24 protein-coding genes and 1 pseudogene are annotated in these 26,970 nt (G+C 56.2%); 11 read left to right on the top strand and 14 right to left on the bottom strand.

Going from position 1 to position 26,970, the window contains the following annotated elements; all coding sequences use genetic code 11:
* Window positions 1-157: 157 nt before the first annotated feature.
* The 6 genes from RBB76_RS22955 to RBB76_RS22930 form a co-directional block, all read right to left on the bottom strand.
* Entirely contained in the window at window positions 158-799 is a 642-nt protein-coding gene (locus tag RBB76_RS22955) for a VIT1/CCC1 transporter family protein (RefSeq protein ID WP_429630857.1), read from the bottom strand.
* Window positions 796-1,347 carry a ferritin family protein gene (locus RBB76_RS22950; RefSeq protein WP_429630858.1) on the bottom strand — a complete coding sequence of 184 codons (552 nt, stop codon included), beginning with the start codon at window positions 1,345-1,347 and terminating at the stop codon, window positions 796-798. Before RBB76_RS22950 ends, RBB76_RS22955 begins: the two co-directional genes overlap by 4 nt.
* Window positions 1,348-1,389: 42 nt before the next feature.
* Complete coding sequence (locus RBB76_RS22945; RefSeq protein WP_429630860.1) at window positions 1,390-2,202, bottom strand: hypothetical protein; 813 nt, start codon at window positions 2,200-2,202, stop codon at window positions 1,390-1,392.
* Window positions 2,195-3,571, bottom strand: a complete 1,377-nt coding sequence (locus RBB76_RS22940; RefSeq protein WP_429630862.1) for a multicopper oxidase family protein — start codon at window positions 3,569-3,571, stop codon at window positions 2,195-2,197. The genes RBB76_RS22945 and RBB76_RS22940 overlap by 8 nt, the downstream gene beginning before the upstream one ends.
* 63 nt (window positions 3,572-3,634) lie before the next feature.
* Window positions 3,635-4,198 carry a YceI family protein gene (locus RBB76_RS22935; protein WP_429630864.1) on the bottom strand — a complete coding sequence of 188 codons (564 nt, stop codon included), beginning with the start codon at window positions 4,196-4,198 and terminating at the stop codon, window positions 3,635-3,637.
* 55 nt (window positions 4,199-4,253) lie between these two features.
* Entirely contained in the window at window positions 4,254-5,384 is a 1,131-nt protein-coding gene (locus RBB76_RS22930) for an NAD(P)/FAD-dependent oxidoreductase (protein ID WP_429630866.1), read from the bottom strand.
* Between the two features lie 213 nt (window positions 5,385-5,597).
* Here RBB76_RS22930 and RBB76_RS22925 point away from each other — a divergent pair, with 213 nt between their 5' ends.
* On the top strand, window positions 5,598-6,377 hold the full coding sequence (locus RBB76_RS22925; protein ID WP_429630868.1) for a hypothetical protein: 780 nt from the start codon (window positions 5,598-5,600) through the stop codon (window positions 6,375-6,377).
* 91 nt (window positions 6,378-6,468) lie between these two features.
* On the opposite strand, the gene RBB76_RS22920 is transcribed toward RBB76_RS22925, so the two are convergent.
* The 3 genes from RBB76_RS22920 to RBB76_RS22910 all read right to left on the bottom strand — a co-directional run bounded on the left by RBB76_RS22920 (window position 6,469) and on the right by RBB76_RS22910 (window position 8,966).
* A complete protein-coding gene (locus tag RBB76_RS22920) occupies window positions 6,469-7,104 on the bottom strand; it encodes a DUF2306 domain-containing protein (RefSeq protein WP_429630870.1) in 636 nt (211 codons plus the stop codon).
* Between the two features lie 97 nt (window positions 7,105-7,201).
* Window positions 7,202-7,915: a methyltransferase domain-containing protein gene (locus tag RBB76_RS22915; RefSeq protein WP_429630872.1), complete on the bottom strand. Its 714-nt coding sequence runs from the start codon at window positions 7,913-7,915 to the stop codon at window positions 7,202-7,204.
* Window positions 7,905-8,966, bottom strand: coding sequence for a type III polyketide synthase (locus RBB76_RS22910; RefSeq protein WP_429630874.1), 1,062 nt, complete (start codon window positions 8,964-8,966; stop codon window positions 7,905-7,907). Before RBB76_RS22910 ends, RBB76_RS22915 begins: the two co-directional genes overlap by 11 nt.
* Before the next feature lie 394 nt (window positions 8,967-9,360).
* Here RBB76_RS22910 and RBB76_RS22905 point away from each other — a divergent pair, with 394 nt between their 5' ends.
* The 6 genes from RBB76_RS22905 to RBB76_RS22880 all read left to right on the top strand — a co-directional run bounded on the left by RBB76_RS22905 (window position 9,361) and on the right by RBB76_RS22880 (window position 17,601).
* Window positions 9,361-10,056: a response regulator gene (locus tag RBB76_RS22905; protein ID WP_429630876.1), complete on the top strand. Its 696-nt coding sequence runs from the start codon at window positions 9,361-9,363 to the stop codon at window positions 10,054-10,056.
* Window positions 10,037-11,509, top strand: coding sequence for an ATP-binding protein (locus tag RBB76_RS22900; RefSeq protein ID WP_429630878.1), 1,473 nt, complete (start codon window positions 10,037-10,039; stop codon window positions 11,507-11,509). Before RBB76_RS22905 ends, RBB76_RS22900 begins: the two co-directional genes overlap by 20 nt.
* 99 nt (window positions 11,510-11,608) lie before the next feature.
* Window positions 11,609-11,926: a PadR family transcriptional regulator gene (locus RBB76_RS22895; RefSeq protein WP_429630880.1), complete on the top strand. Its 318-nt coding sequence runs from the start codon at window positions 11,609-11,611 to the stop codon at window positions 11,924-11,926.
* Window positions 11,913-13,358 (top strand): TolC family protein, encoded by a 1,446-nt coding sequence (locus tag RBB76_RS22890; protein WP_429630882.1) that lies wholly within the window; start codon window positions 11,913-11,915, stop codon window positions 13,356-13,358. Before RBB76_RS22895 ends, RBB76_RS22890 begins: the two co-directional genes overlap by 14 nt.
* An 18-nt stretch (window positions 13,359-13,376) precedes the next feature.
* Window positions 13,377-16,523 carry an efflux RND transporter permease subunit gene (locus tag RBB76_RS22885; RefSeq protein ID WP_429630884.1) on the top strand — a complete coding sequence of 1,049 codons (3,147 nt, stop codon included), beginning with the start codon at window positions 13,377-13,379 and terminating at the stop codon, window positions 16,521-16,523.
* On the top strand, window positions 16,510-17,601 hold the full coding sequence (locus RBB76_RS22880; RefSeq protein ID WP_429630886.1) for an efflux RND transporter periplasmic adaptor subunit: 1,092 nt from the start codon (window positions 16,510-16,512) through the stop codon (window positions 17,599-17,601). The genes RBB76_RS22885 and RBB76_RS22880 overlap by 14 nt, the downstream gene beginning before the upstream one ends.
* Before the next feature lie 24 nt (window positions 17,602-17,625).
* Here the strand turns inward: RBB76_RS22880 and RBB76_RS22875 are convergent, their stop codons facing one another.
* From RBB76_RS22875 to RBB76_RS22860, 4 genes are all read right to left on the bottom strand, one after another.
* Window positions 17,626-17,829 carry a hypothetical protein gene (locus RBB76_RS22875; RefSeq protein ID WP_429630887.1) on the bottom strand — a complete coding sequence of 68 codons (204 nt, stop codon included), beginning with the start codon at window positions 17,827-17,829 and terminating at the stop codon, window positions 17,626-17,628.
* A 251-nt stretch (window positions 17,830-18,080) separates the two neighbouring features.
* Complete coding sequence (locus RBB76_RS22870; RefSeq protein WP_429630889.1) at window positions 18,081-20,390, bottom strand: xanthine dehydrogenase family protein molybdopterin-binding subunit; 2,310 nt, start codon at window positions 20,388-20,390, stop codon at window positions 18,081-18,083.
* 35 nt (window positions 20,391-20,425) lie between these two features.
* Window positions 20,426-21,430 carry an FAD binding domain-containing protein gene (locus tag RBB76_RS22865; RefSeq protein WP_429630891.1) on the bottom strand — a complete coding sequence of 335 codons (1,005 nt, stop codon included), beginning with the start codon at window positions 21,428-21,430 and terminating at the stop codon, window positions 20,426-20,428.
* A gap of 32 nt (window positions 21,431-21,462) precedes the next feature.
* Window positions 21,463-22,167: a (2Fe-2S)-binding protein gene (locus RBB76_RS22860; protein WP_429630893.1), complete on the bottom strand. Its 705-nt coding sequence runs from the start codon at window positions 22,165-22,167 to the stop codon at window positions 21,463-21,465.
* A gap of 1,334 nt (window positions 22,168-23,501) precedes the next feature.
* Here RBB76_RS22860 and RBB76_RS22855 point away from each other — a divergent pair.
* The 3 genes and pseudogenes from RBB76_RS22855 to RBB76_RS22845 form a co-directional block, all read left to right on the top strand.
* A complete protein-coding gene (locus tag RBB76_RS22855; RefSeq protein WP_429630895.1) occupies window positions 23,502-23,882 on the top strand; it encodes a RidA family protein in 381 nt (126 codons plus the stop codon).
* Between the two features lie 115 nt (window positions 23,883-23,997).
* Window positions 23,998-24,324: a hypothetical protein gene (locus RBB76_RS22850; protein ID WP_429630897.1), complete on the top strand. Its 327-nt coding sequence runs from the start codon at window positions 23,998-24,000 to the stop codon at window positions 24,322-24,324.
* 12 nt (window positions 24,325-24,336) lie between these two features.
* A pseudogene (locus tag RBB76_RS22845) lies at window positions 24,337-24,717 on the top strand (deiodinase-like protein); the annotation flags it as partial.
* Between the two features lie 72 nt (window positions 24,718-24,789).
* On the opposite strand, the gene RBB76_RS22840 reads toward RBB76_RS22845, so the two are convergent.
* Window positions 24,790-25,878 (bottom strand): transglutaminase domain-containing protein, encoded by a 1,089-nt coding sequence (locus tag RBB76_RS22840; RefSeq protein ID WP_429630899.1) that lies wholly within the window; start codon window positions 25,876-25,878, stop codon window positions 24,790-24,792.
* A gap of 567 nt (window positions 25,879-26,445) precedes the next feature.
* Here RBB76_RS22840 and RBB76_RS22835 point away from each other — a divergent pair.
* Window positions 26,446-26,892 carry a potassium channel family protein gene (locus tag RBB76_RS22835; protein ID WP_429630901.1) on the top strand — a complete coding sequence of 149 codons (447 nt, stop codon included), beginning with the start codon at window positions 26,446-26,448 and terminating at the stop codon, window positions 26,890-26,892.
* The last annotated feature ends 78 nt before the right edge of the window (window positions 26,893-26,970 follow it).

The raw sequence follows: 26,970 nt of genomic DNA, 5'->3' as shown, positions 1-26,970 counted from the left end.
AAATCTGCCAAGAATCAAGACGACCTTAACTGGAATAGGAATACAACAAATGGCAGCAGGAGGCAAGTAAAGGGGGAAGGTGTGGAATCGGCCCGACGTACCATCACCCTCATCAGTCAGTCATGCAGTGCAGGCTGAACTGGGCTGACCAGCTCTATTAACCGCCTCCAATTCTGCCTATGCCGATTCCAATTACGTAAGTTACGAGACCTTCAACCGCGCCAACAATCGTCATTTCAAGACCACTACTCCACCAGGAGCGAATGGTAATCAGAGACTTCGCGGCACCTACGGCGAAATGTGCGATCAGTGATACGATCGCGGCAACAATCACTGCCGGGATCCCTGCCATGAAGAAGAACGGGATAATCGGGATCAGGGCTCCAACTGCAGTGGAGAGCGCTCCTGAGAGCGCGGAGACCAGCGGTTTGCTGAGTCCTTCTTCGGTTGTATTCAGACGCTCACGCGCAAGCGCTTTGACGAGCTTTTCCTTGTTCTTCGCTAAATGCTCGACGAAGCGGTCTGCATCTTCTTCGGGGAGTCCCCGTATTTGATAGGTGAGGGAAAGCACCTCACGGGCCTCAGCTTCGTTATCCTCAACGGCCTCCCGCTCTCTTGCAAACTCTGCTTCGAAGATCTCCCGCTCGCTCTTCGCGGCAAGGTACGCGCCAGATCCCATGGAGAGCGCACTAGCCACCATTCCGGCCAATCCGGCAATGAGAACAAAGTGGCTGTTGCCAAGCGTCGCTCCCGAGACGCCGGAGACGATCCCGAAGATAGAGCCAAGACCATCGTTCACGCCGTAGATGGCATCGCCAACCCAACCTGCCGCTTGCGGATGACCTTCTTTCGGGCGTTGAGGAGACTATCGAGCTCTTCCTGTGCCTGCTCAGGAGACATTGCAGGCAGGGGGCGTCGAGAGCGGATGAGATTTCCCAAGGTCTGATAGTGCTCTCGTTCATCGGCGATCACTTCCTTGAGAATCGCGATGCTCGGTTCGTCGCCAAGCGCCTTCAATTGCTTTCCATACTTGGCAATGTCGCGACCCTCGTCGATCTCCAGGCGGCGCAAGGCAAGGTCCGCTCCACCTATCCGCGTTGCCAAGGATTCGGCCTGTCCAGATTCACTCCCTGTGTACTGGGGCACTTGTCCACCGAGTTCCAGAATGCGTCCAGCCCAAAGACCGGCATGATGCTTTTCTGCAGCCGCCAACCCTCGGAAAGCGTTTCGCCGCTGTGGATCATTCTCTCTTTTGGCTAAAGCAGAGTAGGTGTAATGGCCTTCCATCTCTGCCTGTAAGTTGGCCGCCAGCGCTGCGAGGAGTCTCTTATTGTCCGAATCGGTCATCGTCTCTCCTGCGGGCCTGAGCAAATATCAATATTTAACTACCTATTCGATCGCTGATTTTCTTCCCCAATCGAAGCGTCTGCCGAGGATGCCCTTCACAATGAGATGGTCCGTACTTGCGGTGGACCCAACTCCTACTCCGATGTTTATCTCCCACTTGGGCGAAGTGTTCAGATCTGTGACAACGAAGATTTGCTGTTGCTGGTAATGCAATGAGTCGAAGGCTCCGAGGCGTCCATAATCGGCGTAATACTCAACGCCGCCGCTCACTACTCGTGTGAAGTCATAGCTCACCTTTGCGGCCGGAGAAAAGCCGAGCCCTTGATTCACGTCGGGGCCGTGCAAGGTGCGTTCCAGTGCCGGATTCACTGCGAAATACCACCGGCCTGCGGTCTTATCAATGATGGGCCGTATCTCCCAGGTCCATGTGTCCGGCGAGTAAACGGCGCGCTGATAGCCGATTTCGGTAGATAGACTGAGACCCACCGGAAGATGCCAGCTATCGGGTGCGCGGACGCGCGGGCGTATGTGATCGCCTACCCACTGAACACCGTGACTGTCCTGTTCGCTGGTGAAAACATAGAAGCCGATCTCCGACCAGTTCGTAATGCCTTCCGTAAGTTCGAGCGTCTCATGCTGCTGATGATTGGTCGGAATGACGCGATTGATGTAGTACTTCTGACCTTCCGGCGTGAAGTTGGAATGCAATTCAGTCATTAACGTCTTCGGCGGAACGGTGGCTGCTCCGTAGACCTGAATTTCATAGTTACCTTGGGCCACAGCGGATCGCACGCACAAGATGGCCGCGATTGCGAGTACCGCGTTGGCACCGAGCTTGATCGTGGAGTTACGCATAATCGAAGACCATCATGAATCCCCGGTCCATGTGATCCTGCTGGTGACAGTGAAAGAGTGTCTTGCCCGGATTGTCGGCCACAAACTCTACCTCGACGGTTCCACCGGCGTGCACCAACACCACATCTTTGTGCACACCGGCGATCTCAGCGCCATCTTCAAGCCGCCGAATCTCAAATGTGTGCCTGTGCAGATGAAGCGGGTGATCATCCATGCTCTTATTTTTCATGACTAGGCGATAACGCTGTCCGGCTTGCAACAAGGGCGAGTGCTCTGGCGTCGAATTCTGCGGATAGCCCAGACCGTTAATACGCCAGAGCTCTTCCCTGCCGTGCCCTTGGAACTTGGAGTCAAAAACAAGCTCGATCTTTTTTGCGTCTTGATGTTGTGTGGCATCGCCAGCCGCTGCGAACTGGCGATAGTTCCACACAAGATCATCCGGTTGCGTCCACACCGGCTTGCCGGAAGAGTTGGCGTATTCGATGACAGCGCCCATTCCGCTGGCTTGAACATGCTTGCGGACTTCACCGAGGACCCATACGCCGGGATTGTTCATCTCGACGATGGCAGAGACGCGCTCCGCGGGTGCGAGCCGAAGCATGGAAACTGTCTGAGCCTGAGCTACCGGATTTCCATCCAGTGCCACCACCTTGAAGCTGTGCCCTGAGAACGAAATCCAGTGAACCTCGGTCGGGCTGCTATTGAGGATATGCATCATGACGCGCTCGCCTTGTTTGACCTTCACTGGATCTCCAGAGCCGAGCATCTTGCCGTTGATCGTTGCCACGTCGTAGACCGGATTCATATAACCGTCGTCGCTGCTCAGAAATTGCCCGTTCCAGTCATGGAGTCCAAGGAAAACCTCCCGATCGTAAGCAGCGGGGTTGTCACGCGCTTCGATCATCAGGAAACCGTGCAGCCCACCGTACTGCGCTTTAGTGAGATTCTTTCCCGCAAACGTATGCGTGTGATACCAGCGGAAACCTGCCGGCTTGGCGGTCATGGTGTAACGCGTAGACGCGCCAGGCTCGATCATCGGTGTGCCTTCTTCCATGGCTCCATCGATATTCGGCGGCAAATAGAGGCCGTGCCAGTGAACGACCTCCGAATCTTTTGTGAGGTTCCGAATCTCAATAGACTGCGTTTCTCCTTCAAGCATGCGGAACAACGGTCCGGGAATCTGCCCGTTGTAAGCTACCGTCCGTATGTGATGTTTCGACGAAGCCTCTAGAGTGTGCGGCGCAATCTCAAGCGTCACGTCCGGCGCTGCAGCGGCCGCGCCGGACAGCGCGAATGATCCGACCGTAATTCCAGAAAGTTGAGTGAAACGTCTGCGTGTCAGTGAATGGGGAGACACGGAGTTGGGCATAGTTCTTTGTAGCTCCGATTGAGTTCAATGAAAAGCGAGTGCAGTTAGAACGGAATGGTCCTATTACTCAGAAACCTGGCCAACGAGATTAAGATCAATCGCGACGTCATTGTCAGCTTTCCAGATCAGGAAGCTCGGGTTCTTAAGACCCCACTGAACATAGGGAACGATGAATTGCGCCTTCGCCGTTCCCTTCGATCCATCGATGTGAATCTGCGTCGGAATCGTCAGGTCGTGGGCAGTGCCGAGTAGAGTGAATACTCCGCTCACCCGAATAGTCGAGTCGCCTGAAGCAGCAATTGTCCCGTTGTATGCTTTAGGCGCGAAAGAGACGGTGGCGAACTGATCCACCTTGAGGATATCTTTGTTCATCTTCTTATCGCGGCTGTCGTTTCCCGTCTTGCCGCTGCCCGCTGCAACGATGACTATCCCCGATATATGGGAAGCGGTGCGATCGAAATTGATCGATCCAGATTGAATATGAAACGTGCCGTCGACGACCTCGTGGGTCGTGTTCAGTTTCATCTTGACCTCGCTGGCATCGGGGTTGACGGCGAAGGTCTGATGCTGGGCGAGCGCGGCTGGAGCGAATATGAGCGCGAGGGCTACGACTGCGAAGGATTTCATTGCATCATCTCCCTAAAGGGTTAACTGCCGAGAGTTGTTTTGGCGGCGCTCGATTTCAGTTCGCGAACACCTGTGGAGCCACAGCGGCGGGCTGAGTGACACGCGTGAGTCTAGCCGTTACGCGCATCGCACCGGGCCAGACCCTGAGGCAGAACGGTAGTACAGCGCGCGCGAGTGCGTTGTTCAAGCCGTCGGCAGCGACCTCGGCAAGACGCATCTGGGGCAGCATTGCGAAGCGCAGTTTTGGCTGGAAGACCGTCGCCGGCTCCGCGGCAAGGTAGGCAGCGGCGGCACGGCGGGCAGTATGAAGGGCGATGGATATGCCATCGCCGGTGAATGAGGGGATTACGGCTGCCTGATCCCCAATACAGTAGAGCCCCTCCTCTGTTGCGCGGCGGATATAACCGTACGGGATATGAGTGATGGTGATCGGTTTGTCGAGCAGCGGCTCCGCACCGTCAAGCCGCATCGCGAGGTGGGGACAGTCCTGTTGCATCTTTACAAGGAGGCCATCCCAGCGAAGACCCGCACGTGCAAAATACCGCCGTTGCACCACACAGCAGAAATTCGTAATGCCGTCTTCCACCGGTTGGATACCACCGTAGCCTCCGGAATAGAGCGTTAACTCGGAGGCGTCCGCCAGGTCAGCAGTCTGGGCAGCGGACAGTCGGTAATACATCTTGAAGGCGACCCATTGGTGAGGGTCCTTCGGGCGACCGTGGCCGCGCAGATCGTGCTTTCCCGTCGCGAGAAGGGCGGTCGGAGCTTCGTATGTGGTGCCGTCGTCGAGCGTAGCCCGCCAGAGGTTGCTGGTCGCACGGCTGAGCGACTGCACACTGTGACCACGTTTAACGCGGACTCCCGCGGCGATGGCTGCGGCGATGAGCGCTGTATCCAATGCTTTGCGCGTGAGCGAGGCCGCGGGAAAAGGCAACGGAGCCTCCGCGGCACGTCTGGAGGCGGCAAGGCGAACGTAACAGATGGGCACAGCGCCAAGCAAGGCCACGTCGATGCCGAGCGCGTGCAGGTCCTCAAGAGCCTCACCGCTTAGGAACTCTCCGCAAACCTTATGGCGCGGCGTGGGCTCGCGTTCAATCAGCGTGACGCTTCGTCCCTTTCGAGCGAGTGCGATCGAAGCCGCACAACCTGCCACTCCACCACCGAGGACCAGTACTTCGTCTTGCAAAGCATTCCCTCCTAATTCATTGGATAATCAATTAATTTGTAGCGGACTCCATCTCTAGTAGACGTCCTGAAAACAGTTCGGGACGTCATTCTGTCCAAATCGTCATTTTGGAGACGGTAGAGCCCTTCAGGGCGGATGCTCTTGTCGGTAGGAGATAAATGCCGGGTTCACTGGGGACCGGAAGACGCCTAAGGTGTTAGAACGAGGTATTTGATGAGGCGAAACGATTTCCTGGTAGCTGCCTTTTGGGCGATAGTGCTAGGCCCCGCAGCGTCGGCTGAACAAATTTCAGTAAGACATATTCAAGTCCCGATGCATCGGTTTATGGTGGCGCGCTCCGAGGCTGGAAAAATCATCGCCAGCGGTGAGTTTTCGCAGGTGGTGCAGGGCGATGAAGTGACGATGCGCCTGACCTATCACTTTGTGGATGGATCGATTGACGATGAGACGACGACATACCAGCAGCGGGGCACGTTTCGATTAGTACGCAACCATCACATACAGAATGGACCGTTCTTTGTGAAGCCGGTCGACTTTACAGTAGAAGCTGCCACCGGCTTAGTAACCAGCCGCACGGAGGACAAGAGTGGGAAGATACACATCGAGAGCCACCACATCGACATGCCGGATGATCTGGCGAATGGATTCGTTGGAACCTTGCTGCTGAATCTGCCGCAAAATGCGGCGCCGTTTCGCGTGGGGATGCTGGCGCCAGTCGCCGGAGGGCGGTTGATTCAGCTCCTCATCTCTTCGGAGGGCGAGCAGCCGTTTCACACGACAGGACAAACACTCAAGGCGACGGTGTTTCGCATCCATCCCGAGTTGGGCGGTGTCGTGGGCGTGATCGCGCGGCTGATCGGCCTGCAGCCCAAAGACGTGATGGTATGGGTGTTCGAAGGTCAGGAGCCTGCCGTAATGAGGATAGTCGGACAACTAGGAGGTTACGGCCCTCTGGTCAGCTCGGATCTCGAAGGAATCAGCTTTGAGAAATAGGACATCTGCAAACCTAGTTCACTAGGGCGAGATGTGGATAGCCTGGATTTACGACATTGCTCTGAAGATCCCATGGCCTCCTGGCAAACGATCAGTCACGCCGGGTGGTGAGTTCATGCCAGTTGAGGCCGAGGTCCACGATCAGCAGCGAGGCGAGTGTGAAGGCAATCACGCCGACTGCGGATAACACGTCGCCTAGGTGGCTCCAGTAACGCGGCCAGAGGTTGAGCACCCGGCTGGAGACGAAGGTAAAGGTAACTGCATAGGAGCGCGCCATCCATTGGCGGTGCTGTGTGATTTGGCGGTTGCGCGCGGTGATGAAGGCGGCCGTTGTGCAGACCATCCAAGCCGCGGCCTGCATGGAGGTTCCGGGAAGACCGGGCCGGCCGGCTGCAAGAGCGATCCCCGTGAAGGAACCAACAAACACGGAGATGACGTAGATGCGGCCCAGGATGCGATGGAGTTGAAGGTGACGCTGGCGGATCCGTGAGGAGAAATTGATGGGGCCGATCAGAAGAGCGAAGATTCCGGCGAGTGTATGCGGGATGAGGAGATGGCGGTCCGCGATGACCTGCAGACGGTAGGCGTGGTACATCGGATAGTCGGTGACGAGGAGAAGCTCTGAGGTGATGAAGACAAAGAGTACGACGAGACCGAGCGAGACCCAGAGAATCGTCTTGAATCTGGAACCGGCGGAGCTTGGCGCTAGCACAGTGGAAGTTGGCATGATTCGCCTCCCAGATAATTAGAAGTGAGTTTGTGCGCCATGAGGCCGACGGCCTTCATCTCTCTTAGTCTAACGAGATGCTTCAGAATCACCGGCCTCACTTCCATCGCCCCACGCACAATCGCCCAGGACGCGCCTTCTCAACCGTCGCCGCCTCTCTCGGGACCTCAGCCGCAGCCAGCAGGCGTACCCAATCCTCCTTCCGGAAGGACCGCCGGAACGACACCGGACCATCATGCCTCACAAGCCAGTGCCACCGCACCCACCCAAACATCCGACTAGTCCACTCCGCCCTCTCCAAATCATTGATAAACCACCCGACCTGCGCGGTCGCTTCCATCCACCTCAGCAACGCAACGATCTCCTCGTCCTCCAGATGATGTGCCAGCAGCGAGCTGACGACGATGTCGACCGGCTTCTTCGGTCGATACTCCAGAGCATCGCCGATCACCCATTCGATTCCGAACTCCTTTGGCGTTGACTCCGCTGCTGCACGCGCAGCATAAGGATTCAAGTCGATCCCTGTTAACTGCACAGCAATGCCCCGTCTCCGTGCCCAGCCTGAAATCTGCCGCAGTAGATCACCGCCGCCACTGCCCACATCGACGATGTGTACCGGATCATGCAATCCATACGGCAACTGCTCCAGCCAAGCGAGTGTCGGCCGATAACCCAGCAGCCAGCGATTGACTGTTTCCAGACTACGCAGGCAGTCACGGAAATCCTCATAACTACAGGCGCCATCCATGAGTTCGGGTAACTCACGTGGAGAGGCGCGCCGACTGAAGTCAATCTGTGCACTAGACCCCATGGAAGCGCATCGTCTCCGCTGTTAGGCCTGGCCCAAACGACATCGCACACCCACGCTGCCCCGGGCGCGCTTGTTGCATTATTCGCTGCAACACAAACATCACTGTCGCGGACGACATATTTCCGAAGCGCGATAGCACTTCACGCGACGCTGCCAGCGCATCCGTCGGCAGTTCCAGTCCCTTCTGCACCGCGTCCAGAATCGACCGTCCGCCGGGATGCACCGCCCACAGGTCGATGCCGTCGCGCTCCGCCATCAGTTCGCCCTCATGCAGCGCGCGGCCCAGCTGTCCCGGCACCTGTCCTGAGAGCAGCATGTCGAACCCGAGATCGCGGATCTTCCAGGTAATCAGCCCACGTGTCTCTGGCACCATCACCGCCTTGAAGCTGTCCAACGCGAGACCCTGTTCTCGGGCAGTAATCAGGCTCGCCGCCGCACCATCGGCAAAGACCAGGAAAGAGAGCACTTGCTCCAGCTCCTGCGTCTCCTGGAAGTGCAGCGTACACAGCTCCAAGTTGACCATCAGAACACCCGCCTTCGGATCTGAGCGCACTATGTGCCGCGCCAGCTTCAGCGCATTGATCGCGGCATAGCATCCCATGAATCCAACCATCGTGCGCTCCACACCCGCCGAAAGCCCGAGGTGGTCGACGATCTCAAAGTCCAACCCCGGCGCATAGAGCCCCGTGCAGCAGGTCACCAGTACATGCGTAATACCGGAGCGTTCCATCTCATTGAGCGCAAGCCGATCTACGGCCTTCTTCATCAGCACAGGAGCGCTCTGCTCAAACAGTTCCATACGCCGCGTCGTGTTGGGAAAGTTACCTAGCCGATAAAACTCCTTCGCGTCATGCGGCGAGAATTGGCCGGAACCTCTCTGCGGATCGAGGAACGAATAGCGATGGGCGATGTCGGCGCGACTCACCATGCGGCGGAAGACCGTACGTAACCGCGGGTCGGCGAGCATCTTCTCTGCAAAGACGACGAAGGTATCATGCACATCGTGCTCTGGTACGGCAGTAGCAATGCGGTTCAGGTAAGCCGTAGTCAAGCGGAATATGTCCTCAGCCCGGATAATCGAGATTAAATGTCGCGTTTGTGTAATTGGGGAAGCTGGACCACGAAGAGACGACAACCCGGCGACGGTCGACTACTTGAGAGAACAGGCTCCGTATTCTCAATACAACGGCTACTCGTTGAGACGAGACCTTTGTTCTTTTGATAGCACTTTGGAGGAAGGGATAGGATGACGATTCGTTCATGGAGGATGCAATTGCCGGAGCGCGCGTCGGAAATTGATCATTCTGCTCACCTTGCGGCAGGAGTCGTTATTCTGACTATGCTGTTCTTTGTCTAGCCTTTCTCGATTCGTCCATCGCTGAGTGGACGCAGATGACCGAATCGTCATCTTGCAGCCTCCTGGAGCATTCGAATCGTGAATCAAAATGGCTTACCATCACTCCATGCAACTCCTGCTTGTGGAGGACGAACTCGAGATCCAAAGTTTCCTCAAGCAATCGCTCACTGATGCGGGTTACGAGGTGGATGCCGCCAAAGATGGGCGAGCCGCCGCTCAACTTGCGTCTGGAAAGAAGTATGACGTTCTAATCGTCGACCTTGGCCTTCCGGATCAAGATGGCATTGACCTGATTCTTCAGCTTCGACGCTCTGGCATAAGCAGCCCCGTATTGATACTTTCGGCCAGAAGATCAGTCGACGATAGAGTTAAGGGACTGGAACAAGGTGGCGACGACTACCTGACCAAACCCTTTGCTCTCGCCGAATTGCTGGCTCGGCTGCGCAACCTCTTGAGACGAAATTTGGCTGCGAGCGAAGAAGCCTCACGTTTGCGTGTACTCGACCTGGAACTGGACTTCATCAGGCGTAGAGCCTCCCGTGGAGGCGAAGTTCTGAATCTAAGCCCACAGGAGTTTGTACTCCTGGAGTACCTCTGTCGCCATGCCGGAAGAGTTGTCACTCGATCCATGCTTCTCTCCGAAGTATGGGGAATGAGAATTCAACCGGATACTAACGTTGTCGACGTGCACATCTACCGGTTGCGCGGCAAGGTGGATATTGAAGGCCGCGAGCCGCTGATCAAGACTTTACGAGGTATTGGTTATGTCCTCAAAGACCGCTAATCCCATCATGCACAGTGCAGCATGGCGTATATCCCTCTGGGCAACTCTAGCCTTTGCCATTGGAACATTGCTGGTTTTTGCGATGCTCCATCGCTTCGTAGCGAACGATATTCAGCGTCGGAGCGACGCGTGGCTCACTGGAGAGGTGGCAGTACTCGGTGATGTAGCCGGGCGAACACCAAAGGACCGCCTCTACGGCCGGGTAGTGGGAGAAGTCGCGGAACTTGCAAGTAGAGAGGTGCCAAACAAACTGCGCTCGAATGGCAATGAGAACGACTCGGTCTTCTTCCTTCAGGCCGGAAACGATGGTACTCCGAGACTTTGGGTTGGTGTTGGTGACGGAACACCGCACTTAGCCGCCATTCGCGCATATAAGGTCGTCTCCGATTTGCCTTACGACTTGAATGTCAAAGGATTCAAGCATCCCTTTCGGGTGGCGTCTGTGCGCATGGAGGACGGGAGCCACATCTATCTAGGCCTTTCGGAACGAGACGAATTGCGTGTACTCAGGAACCTCCGCTTCCGTTTCCTCTGCCTTTGGCTGGTCATTGTCCTGTTTGGCTTTGCGATCGTCTTCTATGCTACCCGACGCATGCTCAATTATGTCCGCGAGATCACTGAAGCGGCATCCAGGATTGGACAATCTGACTTGAGCAGTAGAGTTCCAACCAACAAGCGCAACGACGAAGTAGGGCATCTGGCGTTAACGCTCAACCACATGCTGGACCGGATAGAAAGCTCAATGCACCAGCTGCACACTATTACGGAGTCCCTCGCCCACGATCTTCGAAGCCCGTTGACGGCGATTCGGGGGAAGCTGGAGATCGCGCTGTCGGGCGATCTAAAAGTTGAGCAGAGTGAACCAATCGTTTCGGCCATCGATGAACTGGACCGACTAACGGAATTCCTGAATACTTCGCTTGATGTTGCGGAAGCCAAAGCTGATGCACTAAGACTTTCGCTCACGGAAGTAGATCTCGAAGAACTACTTCGAGTCATGATCGATCTGTACGAGCCTTGTATGTCGGAGAAGGGACTTCGGATGAATCTGCACAGCGGCGGTCCTGTCACAGTCGTGGCAGACGCTGCCCTTCTTCATCGAGTAATAGCTAACCTGCTCGATAACGAACTCAAACACCTACCTGCAGCATGCACTGTTTCCATACGACTTGCAGCAAGCGAGGACTCCGCGATCTTGACTGTGGAGGATGATGGCCCGGGATTTTCCTCGGAGATCGGCCTCCAGATGTTCGAGCAGCGGGTGAAAGGAAGAGATTCGAAGGGTCGTGGGTTGGGGCTTGCATTTGTTGAAGCGGTGGTGCGCGCTCACGGAGGAAGTGTAACGGCATCAAACCCTCCACAGGGAGGGGCTCTTCTGACAATAAACTGGCCTCGCGCTGCAGGAGAGACGGTTGATGCTCCGCACGCTCTGACATTGGTCGGCGACCGGTAGAGGGTGCCCCTAAATTTAGCCGGGGCTTTAGATCTTGATGAGGCTTCATCCAAGCTTAATAATTTTTCTGATATCGTATCTCGATAACGCGGTTCGATAATGAAGGATGATCTGAACAACCGCGATTTGTACTCCGGCATGATCCGACTTCACATTCTTCATCATGCGGAGCATGAAGCCATCTTTGGGGCGGGAATGGCGGAGGAGCTTGCCCGGCATGGATACAAGATCAGCCCAGGAACTCTCTATCCGATCCTCCACAGTTTAGAAAAGCGCGGCTATCTCAAATCAGAGGAAGAGCGGTCCGGTAGGAGTGTTCGCCGCCTTTACAAGATCACGGCTTCCGGTCGGCGTGCGCTCAAGATAGCAAAGCTCCGGGTCCGCGAGCTTTTTGGAGAGTTGATTGAAGGCAAATAGCTCATTCATGCGAGATGTCCGCAGAATTCGAGGCATCGTTGTCGGCTGCCTCCTCGCAGCGAGTGGCTCTACCGTTGCCTTAGCGCAAGCGTCGGTCACAGCTACTCCCTCGGTGACACCTGATCTCACGATTGTTCAAGTCGTTCAGGATGCCGAGCAGAACTATCCTGCGATTCATGTCTCTGAGCAGGATCTCAACGCGGCTGTGGCAAATATCCGATTAGCAAGGACTGCCTATCTTCCACGTCTCGACGGGATCGTAGAGATCAACAGGGCTACACGAAACAACGTCTTCGGCACTCTGTTTCCACAGAACACGCTGCCTAGCATGTCCGGGCCGGTGATCGGCACGAACAATGCCGGCTCCGTATGGGGGAGCGCTGCAGGGCTTCTGATCAACTGGCAGCCATTCGACTTCGGTTTACGGAACGCCAAAGTGGAAGCGGCCGCAGCAGCACGTGACCGAGCTAGTGCGTCCATTCAGAGGAGCCAGCTTGAGGTCTCAAGTGCGGCGGCGGACGCGTTTCTAACGGTCGTTGCGGCTCGTCAGACTCAGAACTCGGCTCAGGTTGCCGTCGACAATTGGGAAATCCTACGGAAAAGTATCCACGCCCTCACGGCTGCGGAGTTGCGTCCCGGCGCCGACGAATCGCGGATTGAAGCGGAAAAGGCGGCTGCAAATACCCAATTGGCTCTAGCCACAGGAGCGGTCGAAATGGGGGAGGCTACTCTCGCGAAGTTTCTCTCGAAGCCGGATGAGATAACGGCACCACTTAACTCCGAACATCTTCTTGGAGAGGTCCCAATGACAGTCGAAGATGACGGAGCATTTCATCCCGAAAGTACCCCTACGATGCTCCAGCAACATGCGGCCGTCTCTCAATCCGCCTCGGAACTTCGCGCCACAGACCGAAGCTGGGTGCCAGAGTTCAATCTTGAAGCGGCAGGGTACGGTCGAGGCACCGGCGCGGAGACAAACGGACAGCGCCTGAGCGGAGCCAACGGCCTCGCTCCAACCGTAGGAAACTACGCGGTCGGGTTGAACGTCACCTTTGGCTTTCTTGATTTTGCCAATATCCACGCCCGTGAAGCCTCGCAAGCGGCCACCTTGAAGGCCGAACAATCTCGCGAGACACTGATTGGCCGACAGCTCCAGGAGCAGTTCAGCCAAGCACAAGCCGCCTTACGGGCGATGCGCAGCGTTGCGAAGAATACTCCTATCCAGGTCGAGGCCGCTCGAACCGTCCTTTCTCAAGCCACAGCTCGTTACAAGGCCGGCCTTACGTCAATCGACGATGTGGCACAGGCGCAGCGGCTTGTAGTGCAGGCAGAGATGGATGATTCGATTGCACGCTTGAGCGTCTGGCGTGCATTTCTTCAATTGCAGTCAGTACGTGGCGATCTTCAGCCCTTTCTTCAGGCAGCTCAGTAGTTCAGGTGATCATTTGACATGCGTTTAGTCCTTGCAGCTCTGAGTCGTCCCCTCACCGTGGTCGTCGCGTTGATTGCGATCATCGCCGGATTCTTTATCGCGGTTGGAAGGATGCGCATGGACATCTTTCCAGAGGTTGGCAATCCTGTGATCTACGTCGCGCAGCCCTACGGCGGCATGACGCCCGCGCAGATGGAAGGGTTCCTAACTTACTACTACGAGTATCACTTCCTCTACATCACGGGCATTCAGTCCGTGGATAGCAAGAGTGTTCAAGGCGCAGCTCTGATGAAACTGACGTTCCGCGAAGGAACGAATATGCAGCAGGCAATGGCTGAGACGGTTGGTTATGTAAATCGCGCTCGCGCCTTCATGCCGCCTGGTACCGTTCCACCCTTCATCACGCGTTTCGATCCTGGAAGTGTTGCTGTTGGTGTGCTTTTGTTTACGAGCAACAGTCACACTCAAGGCGAACTGCAAAATATCGCTTTGAATCAGGTGCGCCCGCTGTTTGCGACCCTTCCCGGCGTCTCAGCGCCTCCTCCTTTTGGCGGCAACCAGCGCACTATCGTTGTCACGCTCGATCCTGACAAACTCAAGCAATATGGTGTCTCCCCTGAACAGGCGATCGCGGCCGTAACCAGCGGCACGGTCGTATCGCCCTCCGGCAATCTCTACGACGGAACGTTGAATCGCATCGTGAGGACGAACTCCACACTCGGGCCAGAACTGAACGACTTGATGGAAGCACCTATCCATCCCCGCTCTGGTGCCAACATCTATTTACGTGACATCGGAACCATCGAGAACGGAACGGATATTGTCACGGCATACGCTCATGTCGATGGCCGCCGCACAGTCTACATCCCGGTTACAAAGCGCTCGGACGCATCCACGCTGGCGGCCATTCAGGCGGTGAAAGCGGCAATCCCAAGTTTTAAAAAGGTCATGCCGGATGATGTCGATGTGCAGCTTGCCTTCGATCAGTCCGGCTATGTCTCGAATGCCATCCGTGGTCTAGTCAGAGAAGCGGCGCTTGGCGCCGTCCTTACCGGGTTAGTTGTCCTGCTGTTTCTGAGAGACTGGCGCGGCGCTCTGATTGTCGTGGCCAATATCCCGTTCGCTCTCTTTACTGCCGTACTCCTCTTGTGGGCGACAGGCCAGACGATCAACATCATGACCCTGGGTGGATTGGCACTCGCGGTTGGAGTCCTCGTGGACGAGGCAACGGTCGAAGTCGAAAACATCCATACTCAGTTGCTTCCAGGTGTCTCTCGGGCAAGAGCGATTCTCGAAGCCTGCCGCCGCACTGTTTTGGCGCGCCTCCTCTCGATGCTCTGCGTGCTGGCGGTGTTTGTTCCGTCCTTCTTCATGAACGGGGTGGGACGGCAACTCTTTGTCCCGTTGTCCCTCGCCGTGGGCTTTGCGATGGTCGCCTCATACTTTCTGTCGAGCAGTCTGGTGCCGGTCTTCGCCACGTGGATCATGAAGGAGTCGCATAAGGGAGAAGAGAAAGAAGGCAGCTTCGGCAAGTTGAGAACACGCTATGAACGGTATCTGAATGTCATATTGGATCGCCGTTGGCCCATCATCATCGGATACTTCGCGGTGACCGTCCTCATTCTCGTTTTCGTCGCGCCTCGCATCGGAAGTGAGATATTTCCGGATTCCAATGGACCTGTTTTAAGGATGCGGGTTAAGGCGCCCATTGGGACGAGAATCGAAGAGACAGAGCCTATGGTGATGCAGGCTCTCGATCTGATCCGCAAGACAGTGGGCAAGGATAACGTAGAGATCACCTCCGACTATGTAGGCGTTCAACCATCAAGCTATCCGGTCAATCTCATTCATCTCTTCACAAGCGGCCCGGAAGAGGCTCTGGTGCAGGTCCAACTCCGGCCTGGACATCCCGACGATGAGAAGCTACGAGAGAATCTTCGCGCCGCGTTTCACAAAGAGATGCCGAAGCTCACAGTGGCATTCGAAGCAGGGGACATCATTTCTCAGGTTATGAGCTTCGGATCGCCCACGCCCATTCAGATCGACGTTCAAGGCGTAGATATCGATCAGGACTACTCGTACCTCACAAAAGTGGAAACCGAGCTTCGAAAGCTCGACTTCCTGCGGGACGTTTCCATCGTTCAGCCTCACCTCTATCCCACGGTCGAGGTGACGGTAAACCGCGATTATGCTGGCCAGTTCGGTCTGACGATGGCCGACGTGACGAACTCCCTGACGCCGGCTACAGGCTCGTCTCGATTCACATCCCCCAACTACTGGCGCGATCCCAGGACGGGTAACGCATTTCAGATTCAAGTGCAACTTCCTCCAAACCGCATGCAAGGTCTCGGCGCGCTTTCTACCTTGCCGCTGATGCGCGATGGACAATCTCAGCCGCAGCTTGATCAGGTTGCCAAGCTCGAATACGGGACGATGCCCGAGATGATCGAACGCTTGAGCGGGCAGCGGATCGTCAGCGTCACTGCCAACCTGCACGGAATGCCTCTTGGCGAAGCTCAGCATCGCATCGCCGCACTCTTGAAGAACCTTCCAGCGGCTCCAAAGGGTTCAACCATTACTGTACGAGGACAAATACCCGCTCTTGAAGAGACAATATCAGGCCTGCGCACAGGACTCCTTTTGGCCATCGCCGCAATATTCTTGCTGCTCATGGCGAACTTCCAGTCTCTTCGTCTTCCTCTCGCCATACTGGCGACAATACCCGGTGTCCTCTGCGGTGTGGTTCTTATGCTGCTCTTCACAGGAACCACACTCAATATCCAGTCCTTCATGGGAGCGATCATGGCAGTCGGCATTTCGGTAGCGAACTCCATTCTCCTGGTCAGCTTCGCAGAACAGGCAAGGCACCAGAATGAAGATGTAGAAACTGCAACGCGAACGGGAGCAACGAGCCGCATTCGGGCAATTTTGATGACAGCGACTGCCATGATATGCGGCATGATTCCCATGGCGATTGGCTTTGGAGAAGGAAGTGCGCAATCCGCTCCGCTTGGCAGGGCTGTTATAGGCGGACTCATTTTCTCCACTTTGACGACCCTCACGGTGCTCCCGGCAGTCTACGCGTTGCTGCAACGCAAAGCTTCCACCACCTCGAATTCACTCAACCCTGAAGATCCATCGAGCCGATACTATGTTCATCCATAAAGGCATCTGCCTTGTTTTCCCGCTGATGTACTGCCTCCCTGCCTTGTCTCAGAGCCCTGCACACGTTGAGATGGTAAAGGTTGAGAGCCGTCCATCCGCTCGAACGGTTCCTCTGACCGCGGAGCTTGCTCCATTCCTACAGACTGATATTGAAGCCCGCTCTCCTGGATATGTGGAGAAAGTACTAGTTGATCGGGGCAGCCAGGTCCACAAGGGGCAGCTATTGGTTCAGCTCTCCGCGCCAGAAATCAATTCGCAGACGGCAGCTACAGAAGCAACCCTCCATCAGGCGGAAGCCGAAGCTGCTCAGGCCGAAGCTCAAGAAGCCGCAGCCGAAAGCACCTCGGCGAAGCTGCAAGAGGCTGCTAAGACTCCCGGTGCCGTAGCGGGCAATGAACTGTTGCAGGCCCAAAAGCAGCGGGATGCGGCGCAGGCATTAGTCGATAGCCGAAGGGCCGCGGTTCGGACCGCGAAAGAACGTCTCCAGGCGAGCCAAGCAATGCAGTCGTATCTTCAAGTGATCGCTCCATTCGATGGAATGATTACCGACCGATTCGTGAATCCTGGAATGCTGATCGATGGCGGTCATACTCCGATGCTCAGACTCCAGCAGGTTACGCATCTGAGACTGATTGTGCCCGTTCCGGAAACCTACACCGGCTCGATCGTCAAGGGAACATCGGCGGTCTTCCATGTTCCGGCACACCCCGGAAAAAGTTATTCAGCGAAAGTCGCACGAATCCCAAATGCTCTCGATCAGCAGAGCAGGGCCATGATGGTTGAACTGGATGTGTACAACAAAGACGGAGGCCTAGCTCCTGGCATGTACCCAACCGTTGATTGGCCTGTTGGAGGTATTGGAGAGAATCTTCTCCTTGTTCCAGCGACTAGCGTCGTATCCACAACTGAGCGAACGTTCGTGATCGGGTCGGTTAACGGTCGAGCACACTGGATTGATGTGCGAAAGGGCCCGGCTATTGGGGACAACGTTCCCGTCCGGGGTCAGATCTTTTCTGGCCAATCGATCGTCAAAAGGGCTTCCGATGAGATTCGCGAAGGTGCGCCGCTCAGCTGGTAACTCAGTTTCTCAGCAGCTTGAGAATTACTCACATAACCTTGCAGGTCTAAGTGAAGCCGCAAGCAGAACGCTGCAGTCGTGGCGGCACCAATTGTATTCAGCAACAGTATTGCGAATTGTCTCCTGAGCCATGGCGTAGGACGCCCCCGCAGCAAGAGTCAGTGTGTCGAAGGCCGTTGAGAAGCCCGCATTCGACGCTCCATAACAGGCCTCGATCTTCTCCGTCATCTTGATCTTCCATTTGGGGAGCGTAGCGGGGGCACAGGCCTCCCTCTATTCTGGGACCGTCACCTCAATCTGCTTCGGGGTCATCTTCGTTGTCCTGTCACTACCCACTTACTATTGCGCTGATATCGGAGGTAGTAGCCAGGAAATCGGTAGCCTTCTTCTCATCTACGCATGGCTCGAACGGACCCGTCCGTTGTGGCGAAAGAGGTGACTGCCTACGCATCCTAAGCTCGAGGGCTGGATTGCAGGGTCTAGATAGCGATTGTGGCGGTGATGAGGTCTTCGACGCGGACGGGTAGATCGCGTACTCGGACCCCGGTGGCGTGATAGACCGCTGCCGTGATGGCTGGGGCAATTCCGGCGAGACCGATCTCGCCGATGCCGCGGGCGCCGTACTCTCCGATCATGGGGTCTGGAATGTCGAGAAAGGTCACGTCGATTTCGGGATGGTCGGCGGAGGTGGGGACGATGTAGTCGGCGAAGTTGTCGTTGATGGGGTGGCCGTTGCGAGGATCGTAAGTGGTGGATTCGAGCAAGCCCATACCGATGCCCATGACGACGGCTCCTGCCATCTGATTACGCGCGGTCTTTGCATTGATGATGCGGCCGGCGTCGACGACACTGACTACGCGGCTTACACGGAGATGGCAGATGCCTGGATCCCACTCGACCTCTACAAACTGAGCACCGAAGGAGTGGCTGGAGAAGTTTTTGCCGTCGGTGTCGGAGCCATAGCCGCCGGTCTTCCCTTCTCCGTTGGCGCTGGCGAGGTTGGCGAGCTTGAGGATCTCTTGAAAGGGGACGCCGGAGTCGGGTGACTGATCTTTGAGGTGAACGCGACCTGAGGACATGGCGAGGTCGGTGGGCTGTTTGCCAAAGAAGGGTGAGCCCTTGGCAGAGCCCGCAGTGGTGAGGACGACTTTGATGGCCTTGACGGCGGCTTCGGCGACGGAGGGAATGATGGTGGCGGTGGCGGTTGAACCTCCAGAGGTGGGTCCGGGGGGAAGCGAGCTGCTGCCGAGGACGGAGTCTATGCGGCTGAGGGGGATGCCGGTCTTGTCGCTGACGATTTGAGCGATGACGGTGTAGGTGCCGGTGCCGGGGTCCTGGCTGCCGGAGCTGACGCGGGCGGAGCCGTCGATGTTGAGGCTGACTGATGCTTCGGAGACGCCGCGACCGGCAGACCATGAAGCGGCGGCAACGCCCCATCCGAGGATGAGATCGCCTTTGCGCATGGACCCTACGGCTGGCGTGCGCTTTTCCCAACCGAATTTTTTGGAGCCCACTTCGAGACACTCCTTGAGGTGACGGGAGGAGAAAGGTTTATTCTTCTCTTCGTCTGTGAGGGTGTCGAGCGAGAGGCGGAGTTGTACGGGATCTTTTTGGAGCTTGATGGCGAGCTCGTCCATGGCTGACTCGAGGGCGAAGAGGCCGGGAACGGCGCCGGGGCCGCGCATCGGTGTGGGGGTTCCGATGTTGCGACGGACGAGAGCGGAGGAGACTTGGAGATTGGCGGTGCTGTAGAGGAATGGTGTGGCTTCGCCGCAGTTTTCGCGGATGTCGTCATTGATGGAGGTGTGGTTGCGATAGTCCTGGCTGAGTGAGAGGAGCTTGCCGTCGGGAGTTGCGCCGAGGCGCATGCGCTGTTGCGTGCGTGGACGATGGCCTACGTTGGCAAACATCATCTTGCGTGAGAGGGTTAGTTTGACGGGCCGGTTGAGGCGGCGTGCGGCGACTGCTGCGAGTGCAGAGTGGGGCCAGGGAAAGAGCTTGCCGCCGAAGCCAGAGCCGATAAAGCGGGAGATCACCTCTACGTTTTCTTTGGGCACGCCGAGGACCTGAGACATGACGTTCAGGTGGTTCATTACGCCCTGGGAGCTTTCGTAGAGGGTGAACTTTTTCCCGTCAAAGACTGCGACGGTGGCGTGCATCTCCATTGGGTTGTGGGTCTCGGCGGGCGTGGTGTAGGTGTAGTCGATTTTGACCGGAGCTGAGGCGAAAACGGCTTCGGGGTCTCCACGGTGGCTGAGTATTTTTGGGCCTCCAGGTGCGCCGATGGCGGGCATGGGATCGCTGAGATCAGTGGCTACGCTGAATTGGTCTGGCGTGTAGGCGATGTTGACAGCGGCGGCTGCGGCTTGCGCCTGCGCAAAGGTTTCGGCTATGGCCAGCGCGACGTATTGGCCCCAGTAGTAGACGGTGTCGTCTTCAAAGGGTGGACGTTGCTCGCTGTTGCGTCCGCCAGAGGCGTTTCGGTAGACATGGTCGAAGTTGCTGTGGTGAAGGATTGTGAGGACGCCGGGCATCTTCTCGGCGGCAGACGTATCGATGTTGCCTATCTTGCCGGAGGCGATCGTGGCTCCGACTGGGACGGCGTAGACCATGCCGGGGAAGTTGTAATCGGAGGCGTAGCGGGCGGAGCCGGTCGTCTTGAGTGGGCCGTCGACGCGCGAGAGCGAAGCACCGATTACTGCGGTGGGCTCAGCGGTGGAGGCCTGGATGTGGCCATTTGGGCCGGCTTTGTCGGCTTGGATGAACTCGAGGAATTCGCTGAATAGCATTGAGATTCTCCTGCGGTTGTGCGAACGGCTATTACCTACGCGGACTTGGTGGACATGGCGAGGGCGCGGACGATGCAGCGACGCGATAGCTCGACTTTGAATGCATTTTCGCTGGCGGGCTTGGCGTCTTTCAAAGCGGCTTCTGCCGCTTTTACGAACGTGGCCCGATCCGGGGAGTGTCCTTCGAGCGCCTTCTCTGCTTCGAAGGAACGCCAGGGTTTCGTGCCTACGCCCCCCAGCGCAACGCGGATGTGCTGGATCTTCCCATCTGAAACCTTCATGACGATTGCGGCGGATGCAAGCGCGAACTCGTAGGCTGCGCGGTCGCGGAGTTTGAGGTAGGTGGAGTTTGCGCCAGCAATCGGTGGGGGCAGTGTAACGCTGGTTATGATCTCGCCAGGCTCCAGAAGATTCTCGCGGTTGGGAGTGGAGCCGGGAACGAGGTAGAAGTCATGGATAGGAACGCTTCGCTTGCCTTTGGAGCCCTGGATTTGAATTGTGGCTTCGAGCGCGGTGAGCGCGACGTTCTGGTCGGAGGGGTTGGTTGCGATGCAGTCCTTGCTAGTGCCGAGGATCGCAAGCATGCGGTTGTGGCCGCCGATGGCTGAACAACCAGTGCCGGGCTCTCGTTTGTTGCAGGCGTGGGCTGTGTCGCGGAAGTAGACGCAACGTGTACGTTGAAGAAGATTGCCGCCGGTAGTGGCCATGTTACGCAACTGCGGTGAAGCGCCGGATAGCAGGGCCTGCGAGAGAACCGGGTAGTCGCGAAGAACTGTCGCATGATGAGCGACATCGGAGTTGCGGGCGAGGGCCCCGACGACCAGGCCGCGATTGGGACTGGGTTCGACCCGATCAAGAGGAAGAATATTAATGTCAACGATCTCACGTGGACGCTCGACGTTGAGCTTCATGAGATCGACCAGCGTAGTGCCCCCGGCGATGAAGCGGATCTGAGCCCCTTGCTGGGCTGTCGCGGACTTGGCGGCAGATTGGACTGCCTGATCAACGGTGGTGGGTTGCGTGAAGGTGAAGGTATTCATGGTTCGACTCCGGTTGATTCCCTGCTGTAAGGCTAGGAGCTGTGGCGGACCTGCTGTACGGCCGCGACGATGTTCGAGTAGGCACCGCAGCGACAGATGTTGCCGTACATCGCCTGCTTGACGTCCGCATCCGTAGGCCCGACGTTCTCTTTCAGCACCGCGACGGCGGACATGATCTGTCCTGAGGTACAGTAGCCACACTGGTAGCCGTCATGCTCGATGAAAGCGACCTGCATGGGATGGAGATGATCGGGCTGACCAATACCTTCGATCGTTGTGATCTCGTCGTTCCGATGCATGACGGCGAAGGAGAGACAGGAGTTGACCCGGCGACCGTTAACGTGGACCGTGCATGCTCCGCATTGACCGTGGTCGCAGCCTTTCTTGGTGCCGGACAGCGCAAGGTTCTCGCGGAGACAGTCGAGCAGAGTAGTACGGGGGTCAAGTTGGAGAGCATGGGACTGCCCGTTCACCCTGAGATTGATGGCTATCGTGCCTTCAGTGAGACCTTCTTCGCTCGCAACCGGTGGAGGAGCTACCGGGGTCGAGGTCGATGCGAGCACTGGAGGCGCCGCGACGGCGAGGCCTGCGGCTCCAAGATGCGAGAGGAAGGAACGTCGGCTGAGGCGGTTGTTCGGTGGGGTTTCGGAGGGAGCTACTGCAGCCGAATCAGGATAAGACTCCGTATCGACGGCTGAAGGAACTTCGATTTCTGGGTCGGGGGGATGCTTTGCCATAGAGCCTCTGAGGAATCGAGAGTTAGACGCGAGGGTTGGTGCTCTTCAATGGACGGTTTGGGCTGCCATCAAGTTGCACATTTACTCGGCCGCTATGGTGATTTACAAAACCTATCGGAAAATGATTCATGTCCAAACCTTGCAACTCTGGAATCCTCCCTTTGACCTCCGGCTCTTACCATTTCCGTTTCGAGTGTTTGCCGCTGAAATAGGGGCGAAGTTTCTTGAGGCTAATCGCAAAGAACGTTCCCGAGAATCAGGTCCACGGAGGACCAGCCAAACGCTTGAGTACGACGTCATTTCCTGCTTGCCGACTCCCGCTAACAGACGTATAAGATGTCTCCCGTCAACGAGTCGTGAAGTAGTAATAACATAATATGTGAAACAACGTCCTTACCACCTAGAACCGGACACTGGCGAAGGATGTCCCGCCTCTTCCGGTATCTAACGACGATCACGATAATACGCCTGCTATAGAATCGTTTGCGATGGACTGGAGCCACCAAACCGAGCAATACTTATGGCTCATTGGCACAGGTGTGTACGTTGGTGCTGCCTTGATATCGGCGATACCCATCTTCATAGCCGTGTTCAGAAAGATTCCGCTTCACCCTGGTGGATCTTCATTTGAACACTCTCCCAATTTCTCCGAAGACGCCAAGTTACGCCTGACTCAGCATTACTCGCGTATGACCGGGACTTTGCTGTTTTGGAAGAAGCAGGCTGAGACATATCGAAGGATGCATTACTACACGATCTGCTGGACTATCCTCTTAAAGTTGACGCTAATTTCAAAGCATTCCGATACGGCGAGTCAGAGTTCTATGACACCTATCGACGCATGCTGGACCGTCCAGAAAGATACTCAGCTAGCCACCTATTTCGATGCCGTCGAGAACGTGCGTAAATACATTAGAAATGCCGAAATAGATAACCTACCAACCATGGAACAGGTAAGATCTCAGCTCGAGTCCGAGCAGGCTTCAAACATTATAAATAGCTCCGAAGAGCCACCTAAGCGCGGCTCCTGCGCTGTCGATCCAGGTTCAATAGGTGCAGATCGAGGAGAATATAGCGGACGATACCACCTCCAGGTGAACATGAGAAGACGGAATTGTTCTACTCCGCTCCGCGCCATGAGATGAACGCAGATTTACCTGACCTGGAATGATTTCAGGTAAACCGACTATGCTCTCGGAGGCGAGTCCTCTAAGTTCAGGCACCTATACCTTCTGAGCCGGAGTAATGTTTACCTGAACAGACGTCCAAAGCTCACATGGGTTCCTACGGCTGCAAGGCCCGTGCGACGGCTCAACGTTACAAGGAGGTCGATCATGCCGCGCGATATAGTTTTTACTTCTAAAGCAGCAAAGCCCTCGCCTACGTATAGCCAGGCTGTGAAAGCAGCGGGCCTTGTCTTCGTTTCGGGCACAGCGCCGACCGATCCTGCGACAGGTCAAATTAAGGGAACCACGATTCAGGAGCAAACACGGCAATGCTTGACAAATATAGCCGCGATTTTAGAGGCTGCTGGAAGCTCGCTGGACAAGGTTGTCAGTGCTACGGTCATTTTGGCGGACGAAGATGAGTTCGCCGGTATGAACGAGGAGTGGGTCCGATGGTTCCCTACTGATCCACCTGCACGCCAGGGCGCCAAACTCCCCGTCCGCATTTCGGGCCTGAAGATTTCCGTTGCCGTGATAGCTGAGGCTTAGGAGACCTGTCAGTACGGCCGGGGCCTATCCCAATGCTCTACGGTGCCACGCTGCTTGCTCCTATACCCGTCCTCATTTTGAACTTGACGATGCGATGATCGAGAGAGTTAAGTCAATGACTGTGAAGAAGAGTACAAAACGGCTGCTGTGGGGCACAGTTGCAGTGCTCCTCTGCCTTTGGCTTGGTTTCGTGGGATATATCAATTGGGCCATGCGCCAGTCGCCCGAAGTCTTCGGGCATGTCATGGCAGGAATGCCGATGCCTGCGTACTTTCTCTTCCCATTTGAAACGATGTGGACAGACGCCCGTAAAGGTAATCTTAAGATCGGCGATCCCGCACCCGATTTCACCGTCAAGACACTAGATACGAGAACACCCGTGCAACTGGCGTCCCTTTGGAGCGATAAGCCGGCTGTTCTCATCTTCGGCAGCTTTACTTGACCGCCCTTTCGACGGGAGGTTCCCGCCCTGAACAAATTGGCAGAGCAGTACAAGGGCAAGGTTGATTTCTACGCCGTTTACATCCTTGAAGCTCATCCCACCGATATATGGGAGATGCAGAGCAATGTGAAGGACAAGGTACTTTTTCGCAGTCCACGCGATGAGGAGGAGCGCGCCTCAGTCGCTGGTGCATGCGTGAGGAGGCTAGGGATCAAATTTCCCGCTGTGATCGATGGCTTCGACAATCAGGTTGAGACCGCATACACCGGATGGCCGGATCGAATGTATCTGATCGCAGCCGGCCGTGTTGTCTATAAAAGCAACCCTGGGCCATTCGGGTTTCATCCCAACGATCTGGCTGCCGCCCTACAGAGTGCAGCGGGCAATCCCTAAATTCAGATCTCCTCACTGGCAGTGCTTCCTGACTGACAGCGAGTTTGGATGTGAAGAGTAGCACCAGAGCGACTAGCTAATTTCTTTCACCGTAATCTCATATTTAAAGTTATCCGGATCGAACGGATCGATCCGTCCGCCGGAGGTTTCGGCCTGCGGATACATGAAGTACACCAACGGTTTGTTGGCCGATCCTGGCAGGACAACATCATGCGCGTAGTTGTATGCCATCCAATTCATCTCCCATGACCCAAACAAATCATTCCGCGCCCGCGACACGATTTCATCGCTCAGTGGACGATTCCCGGGTGGCTCTTCCAAGGCTACCTTGCGTACATCGGCTGGATCCACAGGCACCCATCCATACCCATGCAGGTAGACTTCCGCGCGACAGTGCTGTCCCTTCGTTGCTATATCGGTCGCCAGTCCGAGGCTCTTGTAGCCAAGGTCGGATTTTGCGATCCGCAATCCATAGACATGCCTAGCCGGCAAGCCCACCGAGCGGGCCAGGCCGACATACAGAGCGTTCAAGTCGGCACATTTGCCGCCCATATCGCCTGACTCCAGCATGAATCGAATATCGCCACGGCCACAGCCACGGATCTTCGGATTTCGGAAGGTATTTGCCACGACCCACTCATAAATTGCTCGCGCCTTCTCGATATCGGTGGTCGCTCCAGCGGTCGCCTTCAGCGCAGTCTGTTTGACAATGCCGTCTGTCGGCACATACTGGCTAGGCTGAAGGAAGTAATTCAGTTCAGTCTGTGAACCCGCTGGTGCTGTTCTCCGGGAGGACAAATCAACGGAGTAGTTTTTCAGCGCGACGCGACTGGTCAAGGCCAGCATCGGCTTCGCGTTTGCAGGATACATCGCTGACACGATCCCGAGAGCGCTTTGCTTGTCCTTGATCAGCGTGGCCGTTCCACCCTCTGCGATGAAACGGGTCGAAGTTGTGTGTTGATAGGGCGTGTTGCGAATCAGCGGGGCCGGTAGCCAGATATGACCGATACCGTCAGGCTTCAATAACTCAACCTTGGTAACGACCTCGAAAGTTCGCCATCCGTCTGCTGAAGGGGTATTCGCCAGGACTGGCATCGCCCTGGAGAGGGCCCAACCAGCACAGATGGAGCCATTTGCTCGCAGAAAATCTCGCCGATTCATTATTTTCGCCTCGAAATCATCATTAGCAACAACTGGCTGAGGAACCAACGCCCGATTTGGACCAGACAAATTCTACCCAAAGCGCGGAATCGATCCCCAACATCTGTCACTGTATGCAGGGAACATAATAGCTGTATGTCCGTTGCGCCTGCATCCGCCTGATGGATGAAGCCAAGCTAGATCAGTGTGAGGTTCAGTAGAATTTGCAGTCACGAATTAATGCTGACGTGACGATAAATCGCTGCGGGCAGTCATCGGGCCGGGGAGCGGAGTCCACTTCCCCGTTTCGGACATAACGGATAAACTCCACGAACGCAGTCTCGGCTGACCGTCCCGCTCCAAGTCGATGGAGTAATCACAGGCCTAGAAATACCGGCCGAATGTGTCTCTCGAATAAGTTGGTGGTCACATTCCGTGAGATGACGGTCTGGTGGCTGTGCAACTCTGTCTAACGCCTCGATTATGCCGCCGAGCAGCGCCGCCCGAAGAGGCGGCTGGTCGGATTGAACCGTGTGTTCCTTTCGAGCACCGATGAATCGCTGGATGCCTGGGATGCCAGAATAAGGAATGCTCTCTATCCTACTCTCCGCGTTCCTTCTAGCGGCTTGCACTATCTGCATGCACGCTGCAGGCATCTCTTTGCTGCTGCGCTATTCAACTAGGACGGGTGCCCATCCACCAACTACTCCTTTCGCCATCAGTAGGACCCTCCTGCGCGTCGTCTGGTGGCTGCTCCTGTTGCACCTCACGGAGATCACCCTCTGGGCACTTTTCTATCTCTGGCGCGGTTACCTTCCCGACGCTGAAGCAGCCTTCTACTTCTCCGGAGTTACCTACACAACCGTCGGCTATGGCGATATCGTGCTTGCCAAGTCCTACCGACTCCTCGCGCCGCTCGAAGGCCTTGTCGGCGTCCTGATGTGCAGCTTGTCGATGGGCTATTTCTTTGTTGTCGTCAACCGCATCCTTCAGGGGCAACCGCAGAGAAGTCCCAGCTCTTCCGGCGAACATTAAAGATCGCGGCCATCACGGATCTGGAAACGAGAGCGTGACCGACTTTTCGGGATCAACATGGGGTTCCGCCACAGCGAT

Origin of the sequence: Tunturiibacter psychrotolerans (genome assembly GCF_051013365.1) — a bacterium.
In the GTDB taxonomy this organism is placed as follows: Bacteria; Acidobacteriota; Terriglobia; order Terriglobales; family Acidobacteriaceae; genus Edaphobacter; species Edaphobacter psychrotolerans_A.
The sequence above is the reverse complement of the archived record's forward strand: the minus strand, read 5'-3'. Positions and strand labels throughout refer to the sequence as shown.

Bases quoted from the DNA above. Each gene is read 5' to 3' on its own strand.
- RBB76_RS22885 (WP_429630884.1), top strand. From the start codon at position 13,377: ATGCGTTTAGTCCTTGCAGCTCTGAGTCGTCCCCTCACCGTGGTCGTC.
- RBB76_RS22945 (WP_429630860.1), bottom strand. From the start codon at position 2,202: ATGCGTAACTCCACGATCAAGCTCGGTGCCAACGCGGTACTCGCAATC.
- RBB76_RS22895 (WP_429630880.1), top strand. From the start codon at position 11,609: ATGAAGGATGATCTGAACAACCGCGATTTGTACTCCGGCATGATCCGA.
- RBB76_RS22880 (WP_429630886.1), top strand. From the start codon at position 16,510: ATGTTCATCCATAAAGGCATCTGCCTTGTTTTCCCGCTGATGTACTGC.
- RBB76_RS22920 (WP_429630870.1), bottom strand. From the start codon at position 7,104: ATGCCAACTTCCACTGTGCTAGCGCCAAGCTCCGCCGGTTCCAGATTC.
- RBB76_RS22850 (WP_429630897.1), top strand. From the start codon at position 23,998: ATGACTGTGAAGAAGAGTACAAAACGGCTGCTGTGGGGCACAGTTGCA.
- RBB76_RS22925 (WP_429630868.1), top strand. From the start codon at position 5,598: ATGAGGCGAAACGATTTCCTGGTAGCTGCCTTTTGGGCGATAGTGCTA.
- RBB76_RS22915 (WP_429630872.1), bottom strand. From the start codon at position 7,915: ATGGGGTCTAGTGCACAGATTGACTTCAGTCGGCGCGCCTCTCCACGT.
- RBB76_RS22875 (WP_429630887.1), bottom strand. From the start codon at position 17,829: ATGACGGAGAAGATCGAGGCCTGTTATGGAGCGTCGAATGCGGGCTTC.
- RBB76_RS22900 (WP_429630878.1), top strand. From the start codon at position 10,037: ATGTCCTCAAAGACCGCTAATCCCATCATGCACAGTGCAGCATGGCGT.
- RBB76_RS22835 (WP_429630901.1), top strand. From the start codon at position 26,446: ATGCTCTCTATCCTACTCTCCGCGTTCCTTCTAGCGGCTTGCACTATC.
- RBB76_RS22935 (WP_429630864.1), bottom strand. From the start codon at position 4,198: ATGAAATCCTTCGCAGTCGTAGCCCTCGCGCTCATATTCGCTCCAGCC.
- RBB76_RS22940 (WP_429630862.1), bottom strand. From the start codon at position 3,571: ATGCCCAACTCCGTGTCTCCCCATTCACTGACACGCAGACGTTTCACT.
- RBB76_RS22870 (WP_429630889.1), bottom strand. From the start codon at position 20,390: ATGCTATTCAGCGAATTCCTCGAGTTCATCCAAGCCGACAAAGCCGGC.
- RBB76_RS22905 (WP_429630876.1), top strand. From the start codon at position 9,361: ATGGCTTACCATCACTCCATGCAACTCCTGCTTGTGGAGGACGAACTC.
- RBB76_RS22855 (WP_429630895.1), top strand. From the start codon at position 23,502: ATGCCGCGCGATATAGTTTTTACTTCTAAAGCAGCAAAGCCCTCGCCT.
- RBB76_RS22860 (WP_429630893.1), bottom strand. From the start codon at position 22,167: ATGGCAAAGCATCCCCCCGACCCAGAAATCGAAGTTCCTTCAGCCGTC.
- RBB76_RS22950 (WP_429630858.1), bottom strand. From the start codon at position 1,347: ATGACCGATTCGGACAATAAGAGACTCCTCGCAGCGCTGGCGGCCAAC.
- RBB76_RS22865 (WP_429630891.1), bottom strand. From the start codon at position 21,430: ATGAATACCTTCACCTTCACGCAACCCACCACCGTTGATCAGGCAGTC.
- RBB76_RS22840 (WP_429630899.1), bottom strand. From the start codon at position 25,878: ATGAATCGGCGAGATTTTCTGCGAGCAAATGGCTCCATCTGTGCTGGT.